The sequence below is a fragment of the Leucobacter viscericola genome, assembly GCF_011299575.1.
Classification (GTDB): Bacteria; Actinomycetota; Actinomycetes; order Actinomycetales; family Microbacteriaceae; genus Leucobacter; species Leucobacter viscericola.
The window spans coordinates 3077624-3096920 of sequence record NZ_CP049863.1 but is presented as its reverse complement, the minus strand read 5'-3'; the positions used below and the strand labels follow the sequence as shown (position 1 = coordinate 3096920).

Genomic DNA, 19297 nt, shown 5'->3' with positions numbered 1-19297 from the left:
CGCTTCACTCCATCGTGTCGAGGATCGCGGATAGCTGCTCGAAGGTAGTCAGCGGGCTAATAATCGCGAAGCGCGCGTTGGGCCGACCGTTGTACGAGCTCGGCACGACGAAGGCCTGTTGATCCGCAAGCAGACGATCCGACCAGCGGTTGTAGTCCGCGCGTTCCCAGCCGTCTCGCTCAAAGACCACAACAGAGAGCTGCGGATCCCGAACCAGAGTGAGCCCTGGTCGCTTAGCAATCTCCTCGGCAATTCGGCGGGCAAGCTGGATCGCGTGGCCAATCGACTCGCGATACGCCGTCGCACCATACGTCGCGAGTGAAAACCAGAGCGGCAGGCCGCGTGGGCGGCGGGTCAGCTGGGCCGCATAGTCGGAGGGGCTCCAGTCCGCGGCCTCCGTGAGCGTGTCGAGGTACTCCGCGTGCTGAGTATGTGCGCGGCGCCCGGTTTCGGGGTCACGATAGATGAGCGCACACGCGTCGTAGGGGGCGAACATCCACTTGTGTGGATCAACGATCACCGAGTCGGCTGCCTCAACACCGGCATAGAGTTCGCGGGTCAGGGGCGAGAGCATTGCCGTGAGGCCATAGGCCCCGTCGATGTGCAGCCAGAAGTCAAATTCTTGCTTGAGCGCGGCGATTCCCGCAACGTCGTCTACCGTGCCAAAGTTTGTGGATCCGGTCGTCGCAACAACGGCGATTACCCGGTCGCCGTGCTCCTCGAGAGCCGCGCGGACCTCGGGGGCTCGCAACACACCATCGGCACCAACGGGCACCGCAACAACGTCGACGTCCATCACTCGAGCGGCCGATGCGATCGACGAGTGCGCTTCGGCACTGCACACGATCACCCAGCGGCCGCGCGGCGCATCACGATCATCGAGACGCTCTCGTGCATACTCGCGGGCAGCCACGAGCGCCGACAGGTTGCCGATCGTGCCGCCCTGCACGAACACACCACCCGATCCTGCGGGCAAACCAAACTCGTTGGCTAGCCAGGTCAGCACCTCGTTCTCGGCGTGCACGACTCCGGCACCCTCAAGCCAGGAGCCTCCATAGAGCGCGCTGGCTGACACCACCAGGTCGAACGCGACAGCTGCCTTCGATGGTGCGCTCGGAATGAAGGACAAAAACTGCGGGTGGTCGGTTGTGATGCAGGCGGGAGCGAGCACGTGCTCAAACACCGCGAGGGCCCGAGAGGCTCCGATCCCGTCCTCGCTGATGGTGACACCGGCGAGTCGCTTAAGCTCCGCCGCGGTCGCAGCGTGGTCAAGCGGAGTGTCGTCGGACAGGATCCGGCGCCGCGAGTAGTCGAGCACCTGATCCACGATGCGCCGCGTCTCGTCTGAAACCGAGTGCATGCGGGTGTGATCAGTCTCGGGTGTGTTGTCCGGTGACATCCAGACCTCCTCATCTATCCACAAGATCATCTCGGGTTGGAGGGGTCCAGGGCAAGCCCCAGCAAATCTTGTGTCGCGGGTATAGCAAAACGAGCCGAAACCCTGGACGGATCCATGGTTTCGACTCGCGTTGCTCACTCAGCCTGCGGGAGATTCCCGCTTAGCTCATGCGCTCTGCCTGCGCCGGCGAACGAACATCAGCAAGAGGCCCGCTGCCCCGCCGATGGCCGCGAGGATCAGGATCCCCGACACCCCGTAACCCGTGAGTGCCAGAGCAGACGGTCCGAACGTGTTCGTCACGAGGAGTTGCAGTCGCTGCGGATCGGCGGGGTTGCCCGCCGTCACAACCACGCCGTTCTCCCAGCTATCGTGCTCGATTGTCGTGACGTCGGCGCCGCCCCGATCAATCTCCTGCGCGAAGCAGCGGGTACCACCGGGAAGGGCCCACGGATCCCCCGCATCGTCAACGAGCAGCTTCTTTTGTCCACCCTTGATTTTGACCTCGCCAGACCAGAGAACGGACCCCGGGCCTCCGTTTTCGGCGGGTGCCTGACACGTGACAGCGATCTTGAACACCTTGCCCTGCACTGCGGCGTTTCCTGCCGCAAGACCGTCAAGCTGCTTCTCAACAACGAGGTTGCCCGAGGCGGGTGTCACCGGAGTGGTGACCGCGCTGTTGGAGGACACAACAGCGGACTTCTCAGAGATCACCGCGCCAGGCGCACGAGGTGGCAGGCCGGTTGCAAAGGCAACGTTGTCGAGCGACTCAGTCCCAAGGTCAGCCTGCGTGACACGGTAGGTGGCAACGCAGGTGACGGATTCTCCCGGGGCCAGAACGGTCACCGGGCAGGTCACCGCGGAGAGCTTCCCCGTTCCGGAGAACTGCTTCGCATCGTCGACCACCTTGACGTTGCCCATCGTCACGTTTCCGGTGTTTGTGACCTTGAACGAGTAGTTCAGGGTCTGCCCCACCGATTGGATCACCTTCGCGTCAACGGTCTTCACAATGGCGAGCCCCGCGTTCGGCTTGGCTGAAACCGTCGCCTTGCTTTCAGGGGCTGTGACGGCAATCCCACTCGGCGACGCTGCGTTTGCGGTCGCCACGTTGACAACCGATCCCGAGTCGATATCGGCCTGGGTCATTTCATACGTCGCCGTGCACGTTACGCTCTCGCCCGGCGCGAGTTTTGTAGTCGGGCAGCTCACCGCGGAGAGCTTGCCTGTTCCGGTGAACTTCTTGGCGTCGTCCACAACCTTTAGATCGGTGAAGGTTGTGTTGCCGGTGTTCGTGACGGCGAAGGAGTACTTCACCGACTCTCCGGCTTTCGACACCGACGTCTTATCGACCGACTTGACGAGCGAGATAGCGGGTTTCGCATCCGTTGGGATCGTCACCTTGGCCTCAGCGGATTCAACCGCATCACCCCTCGGGGCCTTCCCTGTCGCGATCGCCACGTTCTTCAACGCACCCGAGTCGAGATCTGCCTGCGTCGCCGCGTAGGTGGCAGTGCAGCTCAGAGACTCTGTCGGAGCAAGCACCCGATCTGTCGGGCATTCCAGCGCTGAGAGCGCCTTCGCGTCTCCGGAGAACGAGGTCTCTTCCACAGTCACGTCGTTGATCCTGACATTGCCAGTGTTGGTTACGGTGAAGGTGTAAACAATCGGATCACCGACTGCCTTAATGAGCGAGAGATCGGCTGTCTTAACGAGCTCAAGCTCGGGGCGAGGATCACCCGGCAGTGTCGTCTCACTCGGAGAGGTCTTCACCTCAAGACCAGGTGCGCCGAGCATGCCGAAGGGCATCGCTTTTGCACTTGCTGTGTTGTCCAGGTACCCGGAGTGGACATCGGCCTGCTGCACCACGTAGTTAGCGGTGCACTCAACCGTCTCACCGGGGGCGAGTGGCTCTGTCGGGCACGTGATCTCGGAAAGGAACGCGGGATTCCCCGTGAACGATTCCTCAGACACAGAAACGTCTGTGAGTGTGACGTTGCCCGTGTTGGTCACGCGAAAGCCATACCTCACCGTCTCTCCCAGGATCAGCTCATCGGTGTAGGCGACCTTTTTCAGGGATGCTGCCGGGTTCTGTTCGGCGGTGAGCTTCCACTCGGAGGGGTCTGCGACGACGGCTGCACCAGCCGGCGAGATGCCCTCGGCGGTTGCGGTGTTCAAGACCGATCCGCGATCCACATCGGCCTGCACCGTCGTGTAGGTGGCAGTGCACGTCACCGAAGCGCCGGGAGCGAGCGTTGTAGCCGGGCAGTCAACGGCCGCAAGGTTGCCGGGTTCTCCGGTGAAGCTCGTTTCGGCCACGGTGATTTCTTTGAGGGTCGTGTTCCCCGTGTTTGTGACAACAAACGAGTACTCCACCTTCTCGCCCGCAGCATCAAACTTTGTGCGATCCGCCGACTTCACAAGCGAAATCGCTGGGGCCGCTGGAGCGGTGACGATCACCTCAGATTCGGGCGCGTCTACCGGGTCACCCTCGGGTGAGGTGCCCGACGCTGTCGCAACATTGAGGATCGATCCCGCGTCAACGTCGGCCTGCGTGACTCTGTACGAAGCCAGGCAGTTGAACGAGGCTCCAACTGCAAGTTCGGTCGTCGGGCAGACGATGGCGGAGAGGGCTCCCGAACCCGTAAACTTCGCGGGATCGTCCGTCACCTTCACGTCGGACAGGGGCACGTCTCCGGTATTCTCCACCAGGAACGAGTACTGGATCACGTCGTTCGCCTTCGACACCGTCGAAACACTCGCAGACTTCTGAATAGTGAGTGCCGGGTGCAGCTCGGCAAACACACTCGCTGAATCTTCGTTTGAGTACACTTCGTCACTCAACGAAGACGCGAAGGGCTGGCCGGGCGCATCCGGGTTTGTCACGATCGGAGTAGCTGAAACCTTCGCCGTATTGATCAGGGGCAACAGTTTGTTGGTGTTAGCGACCTTTTGGGTTTTGCAGGAGATCGAGGTCGACGCCCCGACCGCAAGGAGGCCATCGCCCGAGGGGGATGGGAACTTCGTGCCGACCACGCAGTCCGAGAGGTTGCCCGCGTTTTCATTCGTTAAGACATCGGAGTTGAGGGCAACTTCGCCGAGCGGAACATTCCCGGTGTTGGTCACGACGAGAGTCCACTCGACGTCACTCCCCCGGTCAACGCTCGTTGACTTCACCCACGCAGAGGTGTCGCTTTCGTAGGGTTCACAGCCGGTGCCGCTCGCGCACACAAACTTCTCGAGCGTGAGGTCGGCGTGCACAGTGTGGACCGTGGCGCCCGCAACTCCTGAGCCGACCCGGTGCGAATTGTTGTCCATCGGATCCGTGAATCGATCGACCAGCGGGTTTCCGTTGAGGTCTACCTCGCTGAAGGTCGCGTTTGCGTGCGCCGAGTTTGTCAGGTCTGCTTTTCCAACCTCAGTCGCGCAGACGTGCCTCGCGGTCTCACCACCCGGCCACTCGCCGTCCTCGTTTGGCACCTCCGACCACTCGCCCGCACCGGCGTCAAACTCCACACCGGAGGCAAGATCCACGTTTTGGAAGCCCGCAAGGCAGCTGTCGGTGTTGCTTTCGGGAGAGCTCGTCTCAGTTGCAAGCTTCACGTCTTGCAGATTGACGTTGCCGGTGTTGGTCACCGTGAGTCGCCACAGCACTGTCGAATCCGCCGCTACCAGCTGACTCGGCACCCAGAGAGCGTCATCGTTTGGGTCACAACCCTCACCTGCGCCAGTGCCGTCGTTGCCCGCATCGCCCGAGTTGATGCAGACTTCCTTTTTCAGCTTGAGCTGAGGATCGGCAATTCGCAGCGCCTGGGATCCCGTCGTGTTGCCCAACCCCGCCTGAACGACACCCGTCCTGCCCGCAGGTGCGCGGATTCCCGAAACCTGCCGGGTGTAGTAACCCGAGTCAACAACTGGATCGGTCACCGTAACTTTGTACAGCGACGTCGCAAACGTCGGATCCCAGCAGCCGGTGGTTGCCGTCAGCGTGCACAGCGGACCGACGTCTACTGCCTCACCCTTTGTGTCGCCGTCTGGGTCGTACCAGTTGATGCGAGAAGCCGGCGGCGAGAAGTTCAGCTGATCGGGTGTCGAGTTCCACTGATTGTTAATCTGCGCGCAGAGTGTTGTGAGCGCCTTAAACTGCATCGTGTCGCCGCGCAGCAACCAGAAGTCTCGTGAGGGGATCATGCTCGTGTCGCCACTCGCACCCAGGAGGTTCGGCACACAATCTCTCAGTGGTGCTGGCTCGTCGGCCACTGAGTAGTCTTCTGGCGTATATGACGCCGTTGGTAGGTCACTGGGCACCGCCAGCAGCGGGGCTTCTGTCGAGGGGGCGAGCGTTAGGGGCGTCGCACCTGAAACTGTCGCTGACGAAGCACTCAGCGCCGCCGCGCTCAGCGCCGGTACGGCAGCCCCTGCGAGCGATACTCCCAGTAAGACGGCCAGGCTACCGCCGAGACCCGCGCGCAGACGAGAACGTCTGCGCTCACGGGCGGGTGAAAGATGACTGGGTTTGTTGCTCATTACGATATTGCTTCCCTACATTTATGGCTCATACGTTCAGGCAAAAGTGCCACAGATATAAAGAGCGGATTGCGATACAAAATGTGTGCGCTGGACAAAAAGAATTTGTTCGTGTCTCGGCGGCCGCTACTCGATCTCGACCCAGTTCGGAGAATCGTCGTCCTCTAATAGAGCTGGCGGCTCGGGCGCTGGAGGCTCAGGAATCACACTCGGTGGTTCTGGCTCAGGCTGCGGCGGCGGTTCTGGCTCCGGTGCTGGTTCAGGATTGGGCGTCGGCTCGGGCGTCACTATCTCTACTGGCGGGGCCGGCGCCGCGGGCGCAGGAGCTTCCGCGCTCGGCCACAGAACGACCGCGGTCGCCGCTACGGCCACCCCGACAGTCGCCCCTATCCAGATTTTCAGCGCCAGACCGGGCTTCGCCGCGACGACCGTCGACGCACCGACCGCACCGGATCCTGTCAGAGCCGCCGCACCCGCTGAACCGCTGCCACCAAACGATGCGGCACCCGCCAGGCCAATCCCCGCAGCTGCGGGGCCAACCCAACCGCGCAGGTTCTCGTTAATGAGACGCAGCCTGTGGAGCTGCGCGCTGCACGCGGAGCAACCCTGCAGGTGTCTCACCACTTTGGTTTTCTTCTGCGCACGAAGCCCGCCGCGAACGAACCGCCCCAGTGCGGGCGCGATTCCCTCGCACTGCGGTTGCGCTCGCTCCACATACTGTTGCAAATATGTCGTGCGCAGCCCCTCGCGTGCACGAAAGAGGAGCGCGTTGGTCGCACTGACGCTCACTTCGAGGTTCTGCGCCGCGACGACCGGGGGCTCCCCGGCAACCTCGATGAGGTAGAGCACCCGCCGCCAGTCCTCCGGCAACGCTTCAAACGCACGCATGAGTTGGTCGCGCTCGGCGATCCCCACAGCGCTGTCTGGCTCGACCGATTGAGAGAGCCCCTCAAGCTGGTCGTGCGACACCGAGACGGTGGCGCGTTCAGAAGGAGAAACTTTGAACGCCTCCGACCGCACGGCAGTCATCAGGTACCCGTTAAAGGAATCATTGGGGCCGAGACCGCGTTGCAGCGCCCGCAGCGTGTTTGCGAAAGCTTCTGAAACCACGTCTTCGGCGCGGTGATCGTCGCCTAAGAACTGATAGGCGTTCGCCAATGCGAGCGTGTAACTGCGGGAATAGAGCTCAGCGAACGCCGCGCGGCTCCGCGCGGAATCTCCGGGCTCTGTGCGCACAACGTCACACAGCTCAGATTCACTGAATTCACCCCATAAACTCACAACGAACAATACTTGCAGCTAAAGTTCGGCGTCCGTGTACACCGAACGAATAACCCGTAGTAGGAGGCAAAAATTCAGTGGAAAACTCAAGAATGTTGGTGCGCCCAACGGTTTCCACTGCGTAACACGAAAACCAGTGGAGCGCCAGAGTCGTGATGACTCTGGCGCTCCACTGGTTTTTGTTATCTATCAACGCGGGCGCTGAAGCCCGTCGCGACTAGCCGCCCAGCCGCAGCGCCGCAGTTTCGTCAGCGCCGTCGAGCAGGTGACCTGTCGGTTGCGCATCGCGCGGATCCCGCAGCCCCATCGCCCCGTTACGGCCGATAAGCATCATGAGCCCCAGGTAGAGCAGGAAGCTCACCGCAAACGCGGGAATGTTCGCACCAATCGGGCTTGGTGTGATGTAGGCCAGCATGTACGAAAGCACAGCGCCGATGACCCAGACCACAACCGCAACCCAGTTCACGCCGCCGAGGTACCAGTAGCGGCTCTCGGGTCGCTCGTGCAAAATCTGGCGGGAATAACCGCGTCGTTTCAGCAGGTAGTAATCGGCAATCATGATCGCAAACACCGGCACGAAGAACGCGCTGATCACAAACAGGAAGTCGGTGAACTGGTTCAACAGACCGAGGAACGTTGATCCGATTACCGAAATAACCCCGAGCACCAGCGCGGTCGGCAGGAACTTCAGTCGCCACGTGGACTGCGCGTTTACGACGGAGGTCACCATGCCAAACACCACCATGGTGTTTGTTGCCATCACCGAGAGGAAGATGGCGATGCCGAGTGGCCAGCCAAACTCGGAGACAATAACGGTCGGATCGAACGGAACAGCGTCATGCCCGCGCAGCAGCACGGTCGAGAAAGCAACAAGTCCGAGGAACATCGCGATCGAGGTCGACAGCGTGTAGCCGACTCCCGAACCGATGATTCCTGCCTTGCTGCTCTTCGCGTGCCGGTTCATGTCGGCCGAGAGCACCGTCCACGAGATCGCGGTTGCAATCACCATGTCGAGCGTGATGAAAGGTGTGCCGCCGAGCGAGGTATCAACCGGGATCGACGCAAACTCGGACGGAGAGAACGCGCCAAACGCTGCCGCGAACACAAAGCCCATGACGATGAGGATCGCGAGCGCGAGCCAGGGCTCAACCCGCGAGATGCCGGTGTGCCCGAAGATAGCGAGCACCACAACAATCGCCTGGCAGAGCGCGGAGAACAGCATCGGGTTCGAGAACCCCGTCGCCTCGTGCACGAGGTAGTTCACGGTGACGCCGGCGAGCATCGCCTGCACCCAGCTCCAACCCATCAGGATGAGGAGGTTCGCTGCCGCGGGCAACACACTGCCGCGGATGCCAAAGGAGCCACGCGTCAGCGCCATGGTCGGCAGACCCGTGCGGGTTCCCATATTGCCTACGAGCACAAGCACGACAACACCGATCAGGGTGCCCACCACGATCATCGCGCTCGCGGTGCCAAACGACACGGCGGGCGTGAATAGGGTTCCGGTGAGCAGCGTCGTGACCACAAGGTTGGCCGCGAGCCAGATCATGCCGATACGAAGTAGCGACTGTGTGCCTCGTACGGGACCGGCAGAGTCGTCGTCGCCGTCGAGGTTGACGGCCATCGTTTCTGGTGAACTCATGATGCCGCCGCCTCGGTTTCGGGCGTCGTCGAGAGGTGCTCGTGGATCGCGGTCAGCGAACCGTCTTCGTCGGCGCGAAAGATGATGCTCTCGCGCTCAACGTAGGAGTCGGGGCCGTCGTTCGAGTCGATGCTCGTAGCGACGGTGTGGCTAAAGACCGCGCCGCCGGGAAACGCCTGCACAAGACGATCCGTCGAGGTGCAGGAGGTTACCCGCCAGCCAGCCTCGAGCCAGGAAGCCCAGATCTGCTCGTACGCCTCGCGAGAGTCGAGGCGAGCGGCCTCTGGATGGAAGATGAAGGTCGCGTCGCTTGCGAAACCCGCAAAGTATGCGTCGGTATCGGTATCTGCAAACGCGCGAATGATGTTGTCAGCCGCGGCAAGGACTGCAGCTTCGCTTGGTGTGTTCATAATATTTCTCCCCGAGAATATTGAGTTTGGCGAGTCGCCGTTGAAATGGATTGTGAGGTGCGGTTCCCCGGGCCCCCTGCCCATCCGAGAAACCGCACCACACGTGGAAGTTCTAGTCGCGTGCTGCCATAGCGCTCACCAGTTCGTAAACGACGTGGCTTGCGGCCACGGCGGTGATCTGTGCGTGGTCGTAGGCAGGAGCAACCTCAACAACATCGGCCCCAACGATGTGCAGGTCCGCGAGCCCACGAATGAGGCGCAGCATCTCGCGACTGGTCAGACCGCCAGCTTCCGGTGTGCCGGTGCCGGGTGCGTGCGCGGGATCGAGCACGTCGATATCGATCGAGATGTAGAGCGGCTTGTCACCCACTCGCTCGCGGATGCGCTCGAGGGCGGCGGGTACGCCGTTCTCTTCGATGAACTCGCTCGTGACGATCTGGAAACCGAGCTTCACGTCGTCTTCGAGGTCTCCCTTGCCGTAGAGCGGGCCGCGGGTGCCGCCGTGCATGCTGGCGGTGAGGTCGATAAGGCCCTCTTCTGACGCCCGGCGGAACGGGGTGCCGTGAGTTGTCGGGGCACCAAAGTAGGTGTCCCAGGTGTCAAGGTGTGCGTCGAAGTGAAGCACAGCAACCGGGCCGTGCTTCTTGTTGATCGCGCGCAGCAGAGGCAACGCGATGGTGTGGTCGCCACCGATCGTGACGATCTTGTCGACACGCTCGCCGAGTTCGGTCGCTGCCTCTTCGACCTGGCGGACCGCCTCGTCAAGGCTAAACGGGTTGGCAACAATGTCGCCCGCATCAACGACCTGCTTCACCGCGAACGGCGAAACGTCTTGAGCGGGGTTGTAGGGACGCAGCAGGCGCGAAGCCTCGCGCACGTGCGTCGGGCCAAAGCGGGCGCCGGGGCGGAAGCTCACACCGCTGTCAAACGGCACCCCCACGACTGCGATATCGGCGGCGGGCACGTCTTCGATACGCGGCAGCTTTGCAAATGTTGCGATCCCTGCGTAGCGGGGAGTGAGGCTTGCATCAACCGGCCCCTGCGGGGTGTGAGCACTCAAGATTCTTGTCCCTTCAAGTTGCATAGTAGTAAACTTGTGAATTCTAACAGTTAACTTTCTCACACTATAAGCTGGAATCCCCCGCGCGGTCAAAGCCACGCCTCGCGAATTCCGCAGAAAGGGACGGTAAGCCAGTGCGCCCAGTCCACCCGACAGCGGACGAAGGAAACGTGCAGATCGGCGCAAAGCTCCGTACAGCGCGTAATTCGCAGCGACTCACGCTGGAACAGCTCGCAACCGCGACCGGGCTCACGAAGGGATTCATCAGCAGGATCGAGCGCGACGACACCCTGCCCAGCGTGCCGACTCTGGTGCAGCTGTGCCAGGCACTCTCGCTCCCGATCGGCAGCCTCTTCGAGGAACCCAACATTCAGCGCATCGCGCTCGCCGACGCACCGCACATCAATATGGGCGGAGAACTCGTAGACGAGCGGCTCGTTACCCCACGCTCGGTTGACGAGGTGCAGGTGATCCGATCCTCACTCAAACCGCACGCCACCGGCGGCGACACTCTCTACACGGTCAACTGCACGCTCGAGGTGCTCCACGTCATTTCAGGCCGCCTCACACTCGTGCTGGTCGGACGCGAGGAAGAGCTGCTGGCCGGTGACACCATCACCTTCCCCGGCCCGACCCCGCACACCTGGCGCACCGACTCGGAGGGAGCCGAGATCACCTGGACCCTCGTGCCCGCGGCGTGGAGCGGATCGGCCTAGTACTTTCCGCCCCTGACCGTTACGCCCCTGGGCGGTTGACGGGGGTCTCCGGAGCACCCGCAAGCCGCAGTGCAACCGCGTTTTGCGCCTGAATGCGCACGTATTCGATCTCTGTGCGCGCGGAGAAGTAGGCGATGTGCGGGGTCAACACCACGTCTTCCCGACCCAGCATCGGGTGATCCGCAGCCGGGGGCTCCTGCTCAAGCACGTCGAGTGCCGCACCCGAGAGCTGCCCCGCGTCGAGCGCGGCAGCGAGTGCGGTGTGGTCAACGAGCGCTCCACGAGACACGTTCACAAGCACCGATCCGCGCGGCATCGCCGCAATGAACTCCGCGTCAACCATGCGCTCCGTCTGCGGAGTGAGCGGTAGGTGAAGCGAAAGCACATTGGCGGCAGCCCGCACCTCTTCGAGCTCGGCGCGACGAACGCCCAGAGCCTCAAGCTCGGCACGCGCCTCGGGGGTATCGGGCAGCATGGGGTCGTAACCAACGACCTCGCCGAACAGCGGCCCTGCGAGGCGCACGAGTTCGCGCCCAATTTTGCCGAGTCCAATAATGCCGAGGGTGGTCTCGCTGAGCCGCGGCGGAGCAGCGGGAGCGCGGTCGTTCCAGTCGGTCGGGTTCGCTGACGCCGTGTAGAAGTTCAGCTGGCGCACGCTGGCGAGCAGGATCGCGAGCGCGTGGGTTGCCACCTCTTCTGTTGCGGCCCCGGGAACGTTTGTGACCCAAACACCGCGTTCGGTAGCGGCCGCGATGTCAACGTAGTCAAACCCCATCGACATGAGTGCGATGAGCTTGAGTTCGGGCAGCGCTTCGATGACGCGGCGCGGAATCTCGGCGTAGCCGGGCAGCAACACGGTCGCGTCTTTTGCCCCGGCGATGATCTCGTCTGGGTCACGCGTGCCCAGCACTCGAACCTCAAAGCCGTTCGCCTCGAGCAGCCGGATTCCCGGGGTGGGGTCCGTGTCATCAACGTCGGTGTAGACCGCGATGGGTCGCGTGGATGCTGTCATGACTAGGCCCCCTGGGTGGTCGAGAAGGTGTTCTGATCAATGTGGATCAGCTGCAGGCCTCCCGTAGCAACCGCCGCGTCGACCGCCGCGGAGAGTTCAGCGGCATCAGCCACGCGCGTACCCCTGCCGCCAAAGGCCGTTGCGACCGCGGCCCAGTCGGGCTGCACGAGGTCAACACCAATCGGCGCGATGCCCGCGTCGGCCTCGTTCTGCTTGATCTCTGCGTAGCCGCCGTTGTCAACAACGATCACGGTGACGTCTTCGCCCTGCTCGACCACGGTGATGAACTCGTTCATGGAGAACATCAGCGCACCATCGCCGGTCACAACAAACGACGGGCGGTGTGGGGCCGCGATCCGCGAGCCGAGTGCGGCGGGCAGCCCGTACCCGAGTGTGGCGTAGGTTGCCATGTAGGGAGTCGAATTTGCTTCGGCAACGGTGAGCGTATTGAGCAGTCCCCAGTAAGCGATCTGCGACGAGTCGGTCGCCACGATCGCGTTTTTGGGCAGAGCCGCCGCAATCGTCTCGGCGAGCTCGGTATTGACGGCCGACAGTTCCGCCGATTCGGCACGCACCGCGGCGCGGATCTCTTGCACGCGAGCCGCAGTCGTCTCGAGGAGTTCTGTGCTTGCTCCGCGATCCTGAACCACCGCATTCAGCGCGGCGAGGATCGCGGCCGCGTCGCCCACCAGTCCGATGTCTGCACGCTGGTTCTTCGAGATCTGCGACTCGAGCAGGTCAACGCGAATGACGGTGCCCTCGGCTTCGAGCGCGGAAACCCACAGCTCGGCCTCCCCCAGCTTCGAGCCGACAACCAGCAGCACATCGGCCTCTTGGGCTACCCGACGTCCCGCGGCCAGGCGCAGGCACGAGCCGACAGCGAGCGGGTGGGACTCGTCGAGCACACCCTTCGCGTTGAGGGTCGTGACGACGGGCGCACTCAGCCGTTCGGCGAGCGCACGAAGCTCGGTGGCTGCGCCGCGGGAGCCACCGCCCGCGAGGATCGCAGGGCGGTCAGCCCGAGCCAGCAGTGCCGCCGCCTCAGCGATGGCCTTCGAGTCTGCCGCCGCGGGTGCGGCGAAGGTGCGTGGAGCGGTGACCGTCTCGGCGAGCTCGGTGACCTCCTCGAGCACATCGAGCGGCACCTCGATGTAGACGGGTCGGGGCCGGGTCGTCGCGAAAAGTTCGAACGCGTCGTGGATCGCGGCGACCGCTTCCTCGGCGGAGCGCACGCGGCGCCCCCACTCGACAATCGCGGAGGCAGCGCTCAGCTGATCCTTCGTCTCGTGAAGCGTGCCGACGTCGGCGAACTCCGCACCGAGCGCGGGCCCGGGTGAGAGCAGGATCATCGGTCGCGACTCGCAGTAGGCGGTGCCCGCGGCGGAGAGCGCGTTCAGCAGGCCGGGGCCGCTGGTCGTGATAACAACGCCTGGCAGGCCGGTCTGCAGCGACCAACCGTCTGCGCCGTAGCCCGCACCCTGCTCGTGACGCGTTGTCACGGGACGGATCCCGAGCGAAGTGAGCGGGCGGTAGAACTCGAGGTTGTGGGTGCCTGGAATACCGAACACCGTGTCGATGCCGTAGCCGCGAAGGGTTTCCATAACGACCCAGCCGGTCGTGCGCTTGGGGGTGGTTTGCATGTGTTCCTCGAGTTCTTCAAGTGGTGGGTGATCCGGCCCCCGCGTGTGCGAGAGCCGGATCTGGGTCTTACGAATCTGAAATGTTGACCGCTGTGGTGTCTGTGCGGGCGGTAAAGGATCCCGTCACCGGCGCGATGTCGGAGTGCTGCGGCGCGAAGCGCACGCCGATCCAGGCGGCGAGCGTGAGTACCCCGAAGAAACCGACCACCGACCAGAAGTTGCCTCCGGTCGCGAGCAGCAGTGCAGATGCGATGGCCGGTGACAGTCCACCCCAAACCGCGGCGCCAACTCCGTATGAGAGTGACATCGAGGTGTAGCGAGCCTGCGGGCGGAACATCTGCGCCATCAGGGTTGAGAGCGGTGCCCAAGCGCCGCTGAGAGTGACACGAATGAGGATCACAAACAGCCAGATCAGCGCGACGTTCTTTGCCTGGATCGACAGCACCAGCGGAATAATGACCAGGAACGACGGAATGATGCCGAGGTACATGACCCACTTCACGCCGATCTTGTCGCCGAGCGCTGCGATTGGCAGGGTCACGACCATCTCAACAAGAGAGGCGACAGTGAGCGCGCCAAGAATGATCCCGGGATCAAGACCGATCTCGGGGGTATCGGCGTAGTTCTGCACAAACGTTGTCGCGATCACGTAACCACCCGACGACATCGCGATGATGCAGAAGCCGAGCAGAATCGGACGCCAGTTGTTCTTCAGCGCGAATAGAAGTGGAGTCGACTGTTCTTTACCCTCAACCTTTTCTTCGAAGACGGGGGTCTCTTCTACGCGGTAGCGCACCCAGAACCCAACCGCGATCAACACGATGCTGAAGATGAACGGCAGACGCCATCCCCAGCTCAGCAGCGCTTCTTCGCCCAGTCCGGAGAGTGCCCAGAACGCACCCGTTGCCATTGCAGCGCCGAGAGGGTTACCGACCTGTGTGAAGCCACCGTAGAAGCTCTTCCACTTCGGCGGTGCGCTCTCCACGGCCATGAGGCTCGCGCCGCCCCACTCGCCACCGACGGCGAGACCCTGCACAATACGGCAGAGAATCAGCAGCACAGGGCCCCAGATGCCAATCGCGGCGTAGCCGGGGAGCAGGCCGACGAGCGTCGTCGCAACACCCATCAGCACGAGGGTGATGGTGAGCGCGGGCTTACGCCCGAGCTTGTCGCCGATGTGGCCGAAGATGATGCCGCCGAGGGGACGCATGAAGAATGCGACTGCGTAGGTGCCGAACGAGGCGAGCGTCGCGAGCGCGGGATCAAGATCCTCTGGGAAGAAGACGTGCGGAAAAATGATCGCGGCCGCGGTGGCGTAGACGTAGAAGTCGTACCACTCGATGGAGGTGCCGACGAGCGCGGCAAATCCTCCCTTCAGGGCACGCTTATGCGTGTTCGGCTGGGACGCCGTAGTTGCGGACATATGAGCTCCTTTGCTGGATGTGTGAGGGGGTGTCGTGCGTGAGGATCGGCGTTGCGGGTCTAGCGGGTGAAGACTCGTTCGCCACCGATCCAGGTTTCTGCGATGCCGACCTGGGCAAGCTCGGGGATCGGTGTTGCGTGCGGATCGCGATCAAGCACGGCAAAGTCAGCGCGTTTACCGACCTCGATGCTGCCGAGCTCGTCTTCGCGGCCGAGCGCGCGGGCAGCGGAGATCGTGTGTGCGCGAAGCGCGGTGTCGAGCGAGACGGCGAGGTCGTCAGAACCGAGCTGCGTGCCGCGGCGGGTGATGCGCGAAACCGCAGCCTGCACTGCCTCCATTGGGCGAGGATCGGCAACCGGCGCATCTGAGGAGATCGTTACGGGTACTCCCGCACGCTCAAACTCGCCGAGCGGATTGAACCGCTCCCCCGGTGTGCCAACGGCCTGCTCGACACCCTCGCCCCAGTTGTAGTGGTGCTGCGGCTGGTTGACGGGCATGATGCCTGCGGCGGCCATGCGCGTGATCTGTTCCGGGGTCGGCAGACCGCAGTGCTCGATGCGGTGGCGTGCGTCTGCGTCGGGGCGCTCTGCCTGCGCGGCTTCGATTGCGGTGATGACCATCTCGAGTGCGGTGGGCGACTGCGAGTGCGTTGCAGTCTGCAGGCCCACGCGGTGCGCCTTCGCGATGAGGGCGGTGTAGTCGCGGGGGTCGTGGTACAGCTGACCGGTGCGGCAGGGGTCGCCGACGTAGCCGTCGGGGAAGTAGGCGGTCCAGCCGCCGAGGGTGCCGTCGGAGTAGAACTTGATGCCCGCGAAGCTGAGGTACTCGTTGCCGAACTGGCCGTGCAGACCCATCTCGATCGCTTCTTCGAGCAGGTGCGACAGCAGGTACATGCTGACGCGCACCTTCAGGTCACCCGACTCGGCGAGACGCAGGTACATGTCGAACTCTCGACGGCTCACCTGCGCGTCGCCGATGGTCGTGACGCCACCCTCAAGGAAGTTTTCCTGGGCTGCCGCGAGCTGGCGCTTGTGTTCCTCGGGCTCGTCGGCGAGGTGGAAGTTGGGGCCGTGATGGCCGATCTTCACGCCCTCGAGTCCGGTCAGCACGTTGCACGCCGCGTCAGACAGCTCGCCGGTAAGTTCACCGTCGGCGTCGCGGAAGAACTCGCCGCCCTTCGGGTTCGGGGTATCGCGGGTGACACCGTGCAGTTCGAACGTGTAGCTGTTCACAACACCGCCGTGGCCGGAAGCGTTCATCAGGTAGACCTCGCGGTCCTTGGCAACCTCGTCGAGCTCAAAGCGTGTGGGGTGGCGACGCTCGGCAAGGTTTCGCTGCTCGTAGCCGTAACCGCGGATCGGCCGGCCCGCAGGCAGCGACTTAGCGGCCTCGCTGAGCAGCGCAACGATCTCGGGGATCGAGCCAGCCTTATCGGGGCCGCAGTCGACCCAGCTCATCATCTGGCCAAGCATGAGGGGGTGCGCGTGGGCGTCGATGAACCCCGGCACCACCGTTTTGTCGCCCAGGTCGATGAGCTCGGGATCGATTGCGCTGATCCTGCCAGCCGCCGCACGGCACTCAGCCACCGATCCGATGTGCTGAATCCGATCGTCAATCACGAGAAACGCTTCGGGGTTTGAGCCACTGTCATCAAGCGCGTGAATACGCTCGGCGGTGACAATCTTTGGTGCAGACGGCACGGGGGCCTGGGTAAAAGCAAGTTTGCGCACGGTGAACTCCTTTGTTGCGAATCGATATGAGAATACGCAACAATCTCGTCGCCCGCAGACCAAAAATTGTCGATAGATCAATGGAAAGCAAAAATGTCACCCGCATGCGCCAGATACACCTCGATAACTGCAAATATTGCCGATGGCTCGTTTTTATGTCACGCGTCTAGGCTCGACTCTGAGACAATTTACTCGTGGATAGCTTTGACGAAGACCTCATCCGGGCGCTGCAACTCGACGGCAGGGCGCAGTTCTCGACCCTGGCGAACGAACTCGGTGTGCACCGCACACTCGTAGCGCAGCGAGTCAACGAACTGCTCGAGTCGGATGAGATCAGGATCCTCGCGGCCGTGCACCCCAGCGCCGTCGGGCTCCCTGTTCAGGTGAATCTGCAGCTGCGCATCAGCGGGCCAACCACCCCCGTTTTTGAGCAGCTCCTTGAGTTTCCCAACGTGGTATTTCTCTCGGAGATCAGCGGGCAGTCACAGGCGGTGGTGGAGGTCTGGGCCGCAGATCTCGACGATGTGGGCAGATCGGTGCGCGAGATCCAGGCCATCGAGGGAGTGGTCGAGGCTCAGCTCACCATCTACGACCGCGTGCTGCGCCGCCTGCGCCTCGGGCGCGATCCCGAGCCCAGCGATTTGGTGTTTGACGACTTCGACATCGCACTGATGGCCGAGCTGCAGACCGACGGACGACTCACATTTGGTGAGCTCGCGCGGCGCACCGGGCGGTCGACATCTGCATGCCGGGCCCGCACCCTGCGGCTGCTTGAGGCGCGTGTCATGCGCATCGGTGCCGTGCGGCGACGGCGCACAGCCACGACGTCGGTGCTCTCCGGGTTTGGCATCATGCTCACCGGGCAAGAGAACGCAGCCGGTTCAGTCGAGAAGATGCTGCTTGAACTCCCCACCATCGAGTTCGCGGCGCGCACTCTCGGGCGCTACAGCATTATCGCCACCATCGCGGCTCGCTCCCTCACCGGCTTCACCGACATCGCACGACAAATACGCGAGCACCCGAGCGTGCACCTCGTTGAAACCTGGGTGCACGCTCACGTCTGGCTCGAGCGTTACGAGTGGGGAATGGATCGGATCCTGCAGCAAGCGCGGGACTAATAAAATTACGCCCGCACACCCGCGAGGGTCTTTTTGCCGCGGCGCAGCACGGCGAACTCGCCATGCAGCAGGTCCTCGGCGGCAAGCGCCTGATCCTCAGCAGTGACTGCCACGTTGTTCACGTAAACCCCGCCCTGCGCGATCGCACGGCGAGCCTCACCGAGACTCTTCACAAGCTCAGTGTCGACCAGCAACTGGGCGATCGGCGATCCTGCCGCACCCGCTGCCTGGGGCAGTTCGCTGAGCGCAGCTGCCAGGGTTGCGGAGTCGAGCACCGCGAGGTCACCCTGACCAAACAGCGCACCCGAGGCGTCGATGGCGCCCTGGGTCGCCGCCGCACCGTGCACGAGTGTGGTCACCTCGAGCGCGAGGCGCTTCTGGGCGGCCCGTTTAAATGGCTCCTCTGCGACCAAGCGCTCGTACTCTTCGATCTCGGCGCGAGACAGGAACGTAAACACCTTGAGGCGATCCACCACGTCGGCGTCGGCCTGGTTGAGCCAGAACTGGTAGAAGGCGTAGGGCGAGCACATCTCGGCGTCGAGCCAGATAGCGTTGCCCTCGCTCTTACCGAACTTGGTGCCGTCGGCGTTGGTGATGAGCGGTGTGCCGATCGCGTGGGCGGAAGCGCCCTCGACCTTACGAATCAGGTCGGTGCCACTCGTCAGGTTGCCCCACTGGTCACTGCCACCCGACTGCAGCACGCAGTCGTACTGGCGGAAGAGCTCCAAGAAGTCGAAGCCCTGCAAAATCTGGTAGCTGAACTCGGTGTAGCTGATGCCCTCGTCGGAGTTCAGGCGCGCGGCGACGGCGTCCTTCTTGAGCATCGTGCCGACGCGGAAGTGCTTGCCGATCTCGCGCAGGAAGTCGATCGCGCTGAGCGGGGCAGTCCAGTCGAGGTTGTTGACGAGGCGCATGGCGCTGTCACCATCCTGCGACAGGAACTTCGAGACCTGCGCCTGCAGGCGCGAGACCCACTCGGCCACGGTGTCGAGGCTGTTGAGCGTGCGCTCAGCGGTGGGGCGGGGGTCGCCGATCAGCCCGGTGGATCCGCCAACCAGCCCGAGCGGCTTGTGGCCCTTGAGCTGCAGACGACGCAGCAGCAGCAGCTGCACGAGGTTACCCAGGTGCAGGCTCGGTGCGGTCGGATCGAAGCCGCAGTAATAGGTGAACGGCTTGCCCTCAAGCAGTTCCGACAACGCCGTGGCGTCGGTCGAAACATGGATCAGCCCGCGCCACTCCAGCTCTTCCCACAGGGTGGCAAAGCTGTCGTCGTTCTTCTGGGCCGACAGGATCTCGGTGCGTTCATTCACTACAGACACGCCTGCCATCGTACCGCGTTCACGGG

At 63.0% G+C, this 19297-nt stretch carries 13 protein-coding genes; 2 read left to right on the top strand and 11 right to left on the bottom strand.

The annotated features are described in order from the left end of the window. Positions 1-4 precede the first annotated feature (4 nt). The 6 genes from G7068_RS13365 to speB form a co-directional block, all read right to left on the bottom strand. Positions 5-1399, bottom strand: coding sequence for a pyridoxal phosphate-dependent decarboxylase family protein (locus G7068_RS13365; protein ID WP_166292416.1), 1395 nt, complete (start codon positions 1397-1399; stop codon positions 5-7). A gap of 165 nt (positions 1400-1564) precedes the next feature. Continuing rightward, positions 1565-5920, bottom strand: a complete 4356-nt coding sequence (locus G7068_RS13360) for a DUF7507 domain-containing protein (protein WP_166292415.1) — start codon at positions 5918-5920, stop codon at positions 1565-1567. Positions 5921-6046: 126 nt separating this feature from the next. After that, on the bottom strand, positions 6047-7156 hold the full coding sequence (locus G7068_RS13355) for an RNA polymerase sigma factor (RefSeq protein WP_280116221.1): 1110 nt from the start codon (positions 7154-7156) through the stop codon (positions 6047-6049). Between the two features lie 262 nt (positions 7157-7418). Next, on the bottom strand, positions 7419-8843 hold the full coding sequence (locus tag G7068_RS13350) for a purine-cytosine permease family protein (RefSeq protein ID WP_166292413.1): 1425 nt from the start codon (positions 8841-8843) through the stop codon (positions 7419-7421). Next, entirely contained in the window at positions 8840-9253 is a 414-nt protein-coding gene (locus G7068_RS13345) for a YybH family protein (RefSeq protein ID WP_166292412.1), read from the bottom strand. Before G7068_RS13345 ends, G7068_RS13350 begins: the two co-directional genes overlap by 4 nt. A 112-nt stretch (positions 9254-9365) precedes the next feature. After that, positions 9366-10313, bottom strand: a complete 948-nt coding sequence (gene speB, locus G7068_RS13340) for an agmatinase (RefSeq protein ID WP_244304506.1) — start codon at positions 10311-10313, stop codon at positions 9366-9368. A 134-nt stretch (positions 10314-10447) separates the two neighbouring features. Here speB and G7068_RS13335 point away from each other — a divergent pair, with 134 nt between their 5' ends. Continuing rightward, positions 10448-11029, top strand: coding sequence for a helix-turn-helix domain-containing protein (locus tag G7068_RS13335; RefSeq protein WP_166292410.1), 582 nt, complete (start codon positions 10448-10450; stop codon positions 11027-11029). A gap of 19 nt (positions 11030-11048) precedes the next feature. On the opposite strand, the gene G7068_RS13330 is transcribed toward G7068_RS13335, so the two are convergent. The 4 genes from G7068_RS13330 to G7068_RS13315 all read right to left on the bottom strand — a co-directional run bounded on the left by G7068_RS13330 (position 11049) and on the right by G7068_RS13315 (position 16834). Next, the gene (locus G7068_RS13330) at positions 11049-12041 is read right to left on the bottom strand and encodes a C-terminal binding protein (protein ID WP_166292409.1); all 993 of its coding nucleotides are present in this window, start codon (positions 12039-12041) and stop codon (positions 11049-11051) included. A 2-nt stretch (positions 12042-12043) separates the two neighbouring features. Next, on the bottom strand, positions 12044-13681 hold the full coding sequence (locus G7068_RS13325; RefSeq protein ID WP_166292408.1) for a thiamine pyrophosphate-binding protein: 1638 nt from the start codon (positions 13679-13681) through the stop codon (positions 12044-12046). A gap of 67 nt (positions 13682-13748) precedes the next feature. After that, positions 13749-15104 (bottom strand): MFS transporter, encoded by a 1356-nt coding sequence (locus tag G7068_RS13320; RefSeq protein WP_166292407.1) that lies wholly within the window; start codon positions 15102-15104, stop codon positions 13749-13751. A 59-nt stretch (positions 15105-15163) separates the two neighbouring features. Beyond that, the gene (locus G7068_RS13315; protein ID WP_166292406.1) at positions 15164-16834 is read right to left on the bottom strand and encodes an amidohydrolase; all 1671 of its coding nucleotides are present in this window, start codon (positions 16832-16834) and stop codon (positions 15164-15166) included. Between the two features lie 194 nt (positions 16835-17028). On the opposite strand from G7068_RS13315, the gene G7068_RS13310 reads away from it, so the two are divergent. Beyond that, positions 17029-17952 (top strand): Lrp/AsnC family transcriptional regulator, encoded by a 924-nt coding sequence (locus G7068_RS13310; RefSeq protein WP_166292405.1) that lies wholly within the window; start codon positions 17029-17031, stop codon positions 17950-17952. A 5-nt stretch (positions 17953-17957) separates the two neighbouring features. On the opposite strand, the gene tyrS is transcribed toward G7068_RS13310, so the two are convergent. Beyond that, positions 17958-19271, bottom strand: a complete 1314-nt coding sequence (gene tyrS, locus G7068_RS13305; protein ID WP_280116202.1) for a tyrosine--tRNA ligase — start codon at positions 19269-19271, stop codon at positions 17958-17960. Between the last annotated feature and the right edge of the window lie 26 nt (positions 19272-19297).

Excerpts from the sequence above, each read along its gene's own strand:
- G7068_RS13365 (WP_166292416.1), bottom strand. The coding sequence starts at position 1,399 with ATGTCACCGGACAACACACCCGAGACTGATCACACCCGCATGCACTCG.
- G7068_RS13360 (WP_166292415.1), bottom strand. The coding sequence starts at position 5,920 with ATGAGCAACAAACCCAGTCATCTTTCACCCGCCCGTGAGCGCAGACGT.
- G7068_RS13350 (WP_166292413.1), bottom strand. The coding sequence starts at position 8,843 with ATGAGTTCACCAGAAACGATGGCCGTCAACCTCGACGGCGACGACGAC.
- G7068_RS13345 (WP_166292412.1), bottom strand. The coding sequence starts at position 9,253 with ATGAACACACCAAGCGAAGCTGCAGTCCTTGCCGCGGCTGACAACATC.
- G7068_RS13330 (WP_166292409.1), bottom strand. The coding sequence starts at position 12,041 with ATGACAGCATCCACGCGACCCATCGCGGTCTACACCGACGTTGATGAC.
- G7068_RS13325 (WP_166292408.1), bottom strand. The coding sequence starts at position 13,681 with ATGCAAACCACCCCCAAGCGCACGACCGGCTGGGTCGTTATGGAAACC.
- G7068_RS13320 (WP_166292407.1), bottom strand. The coding sequence starts at position 15,104 with ATGTCCGCAACTACGGCGTCCCAGCCGAACACGCATAAGCGTGCCCTG.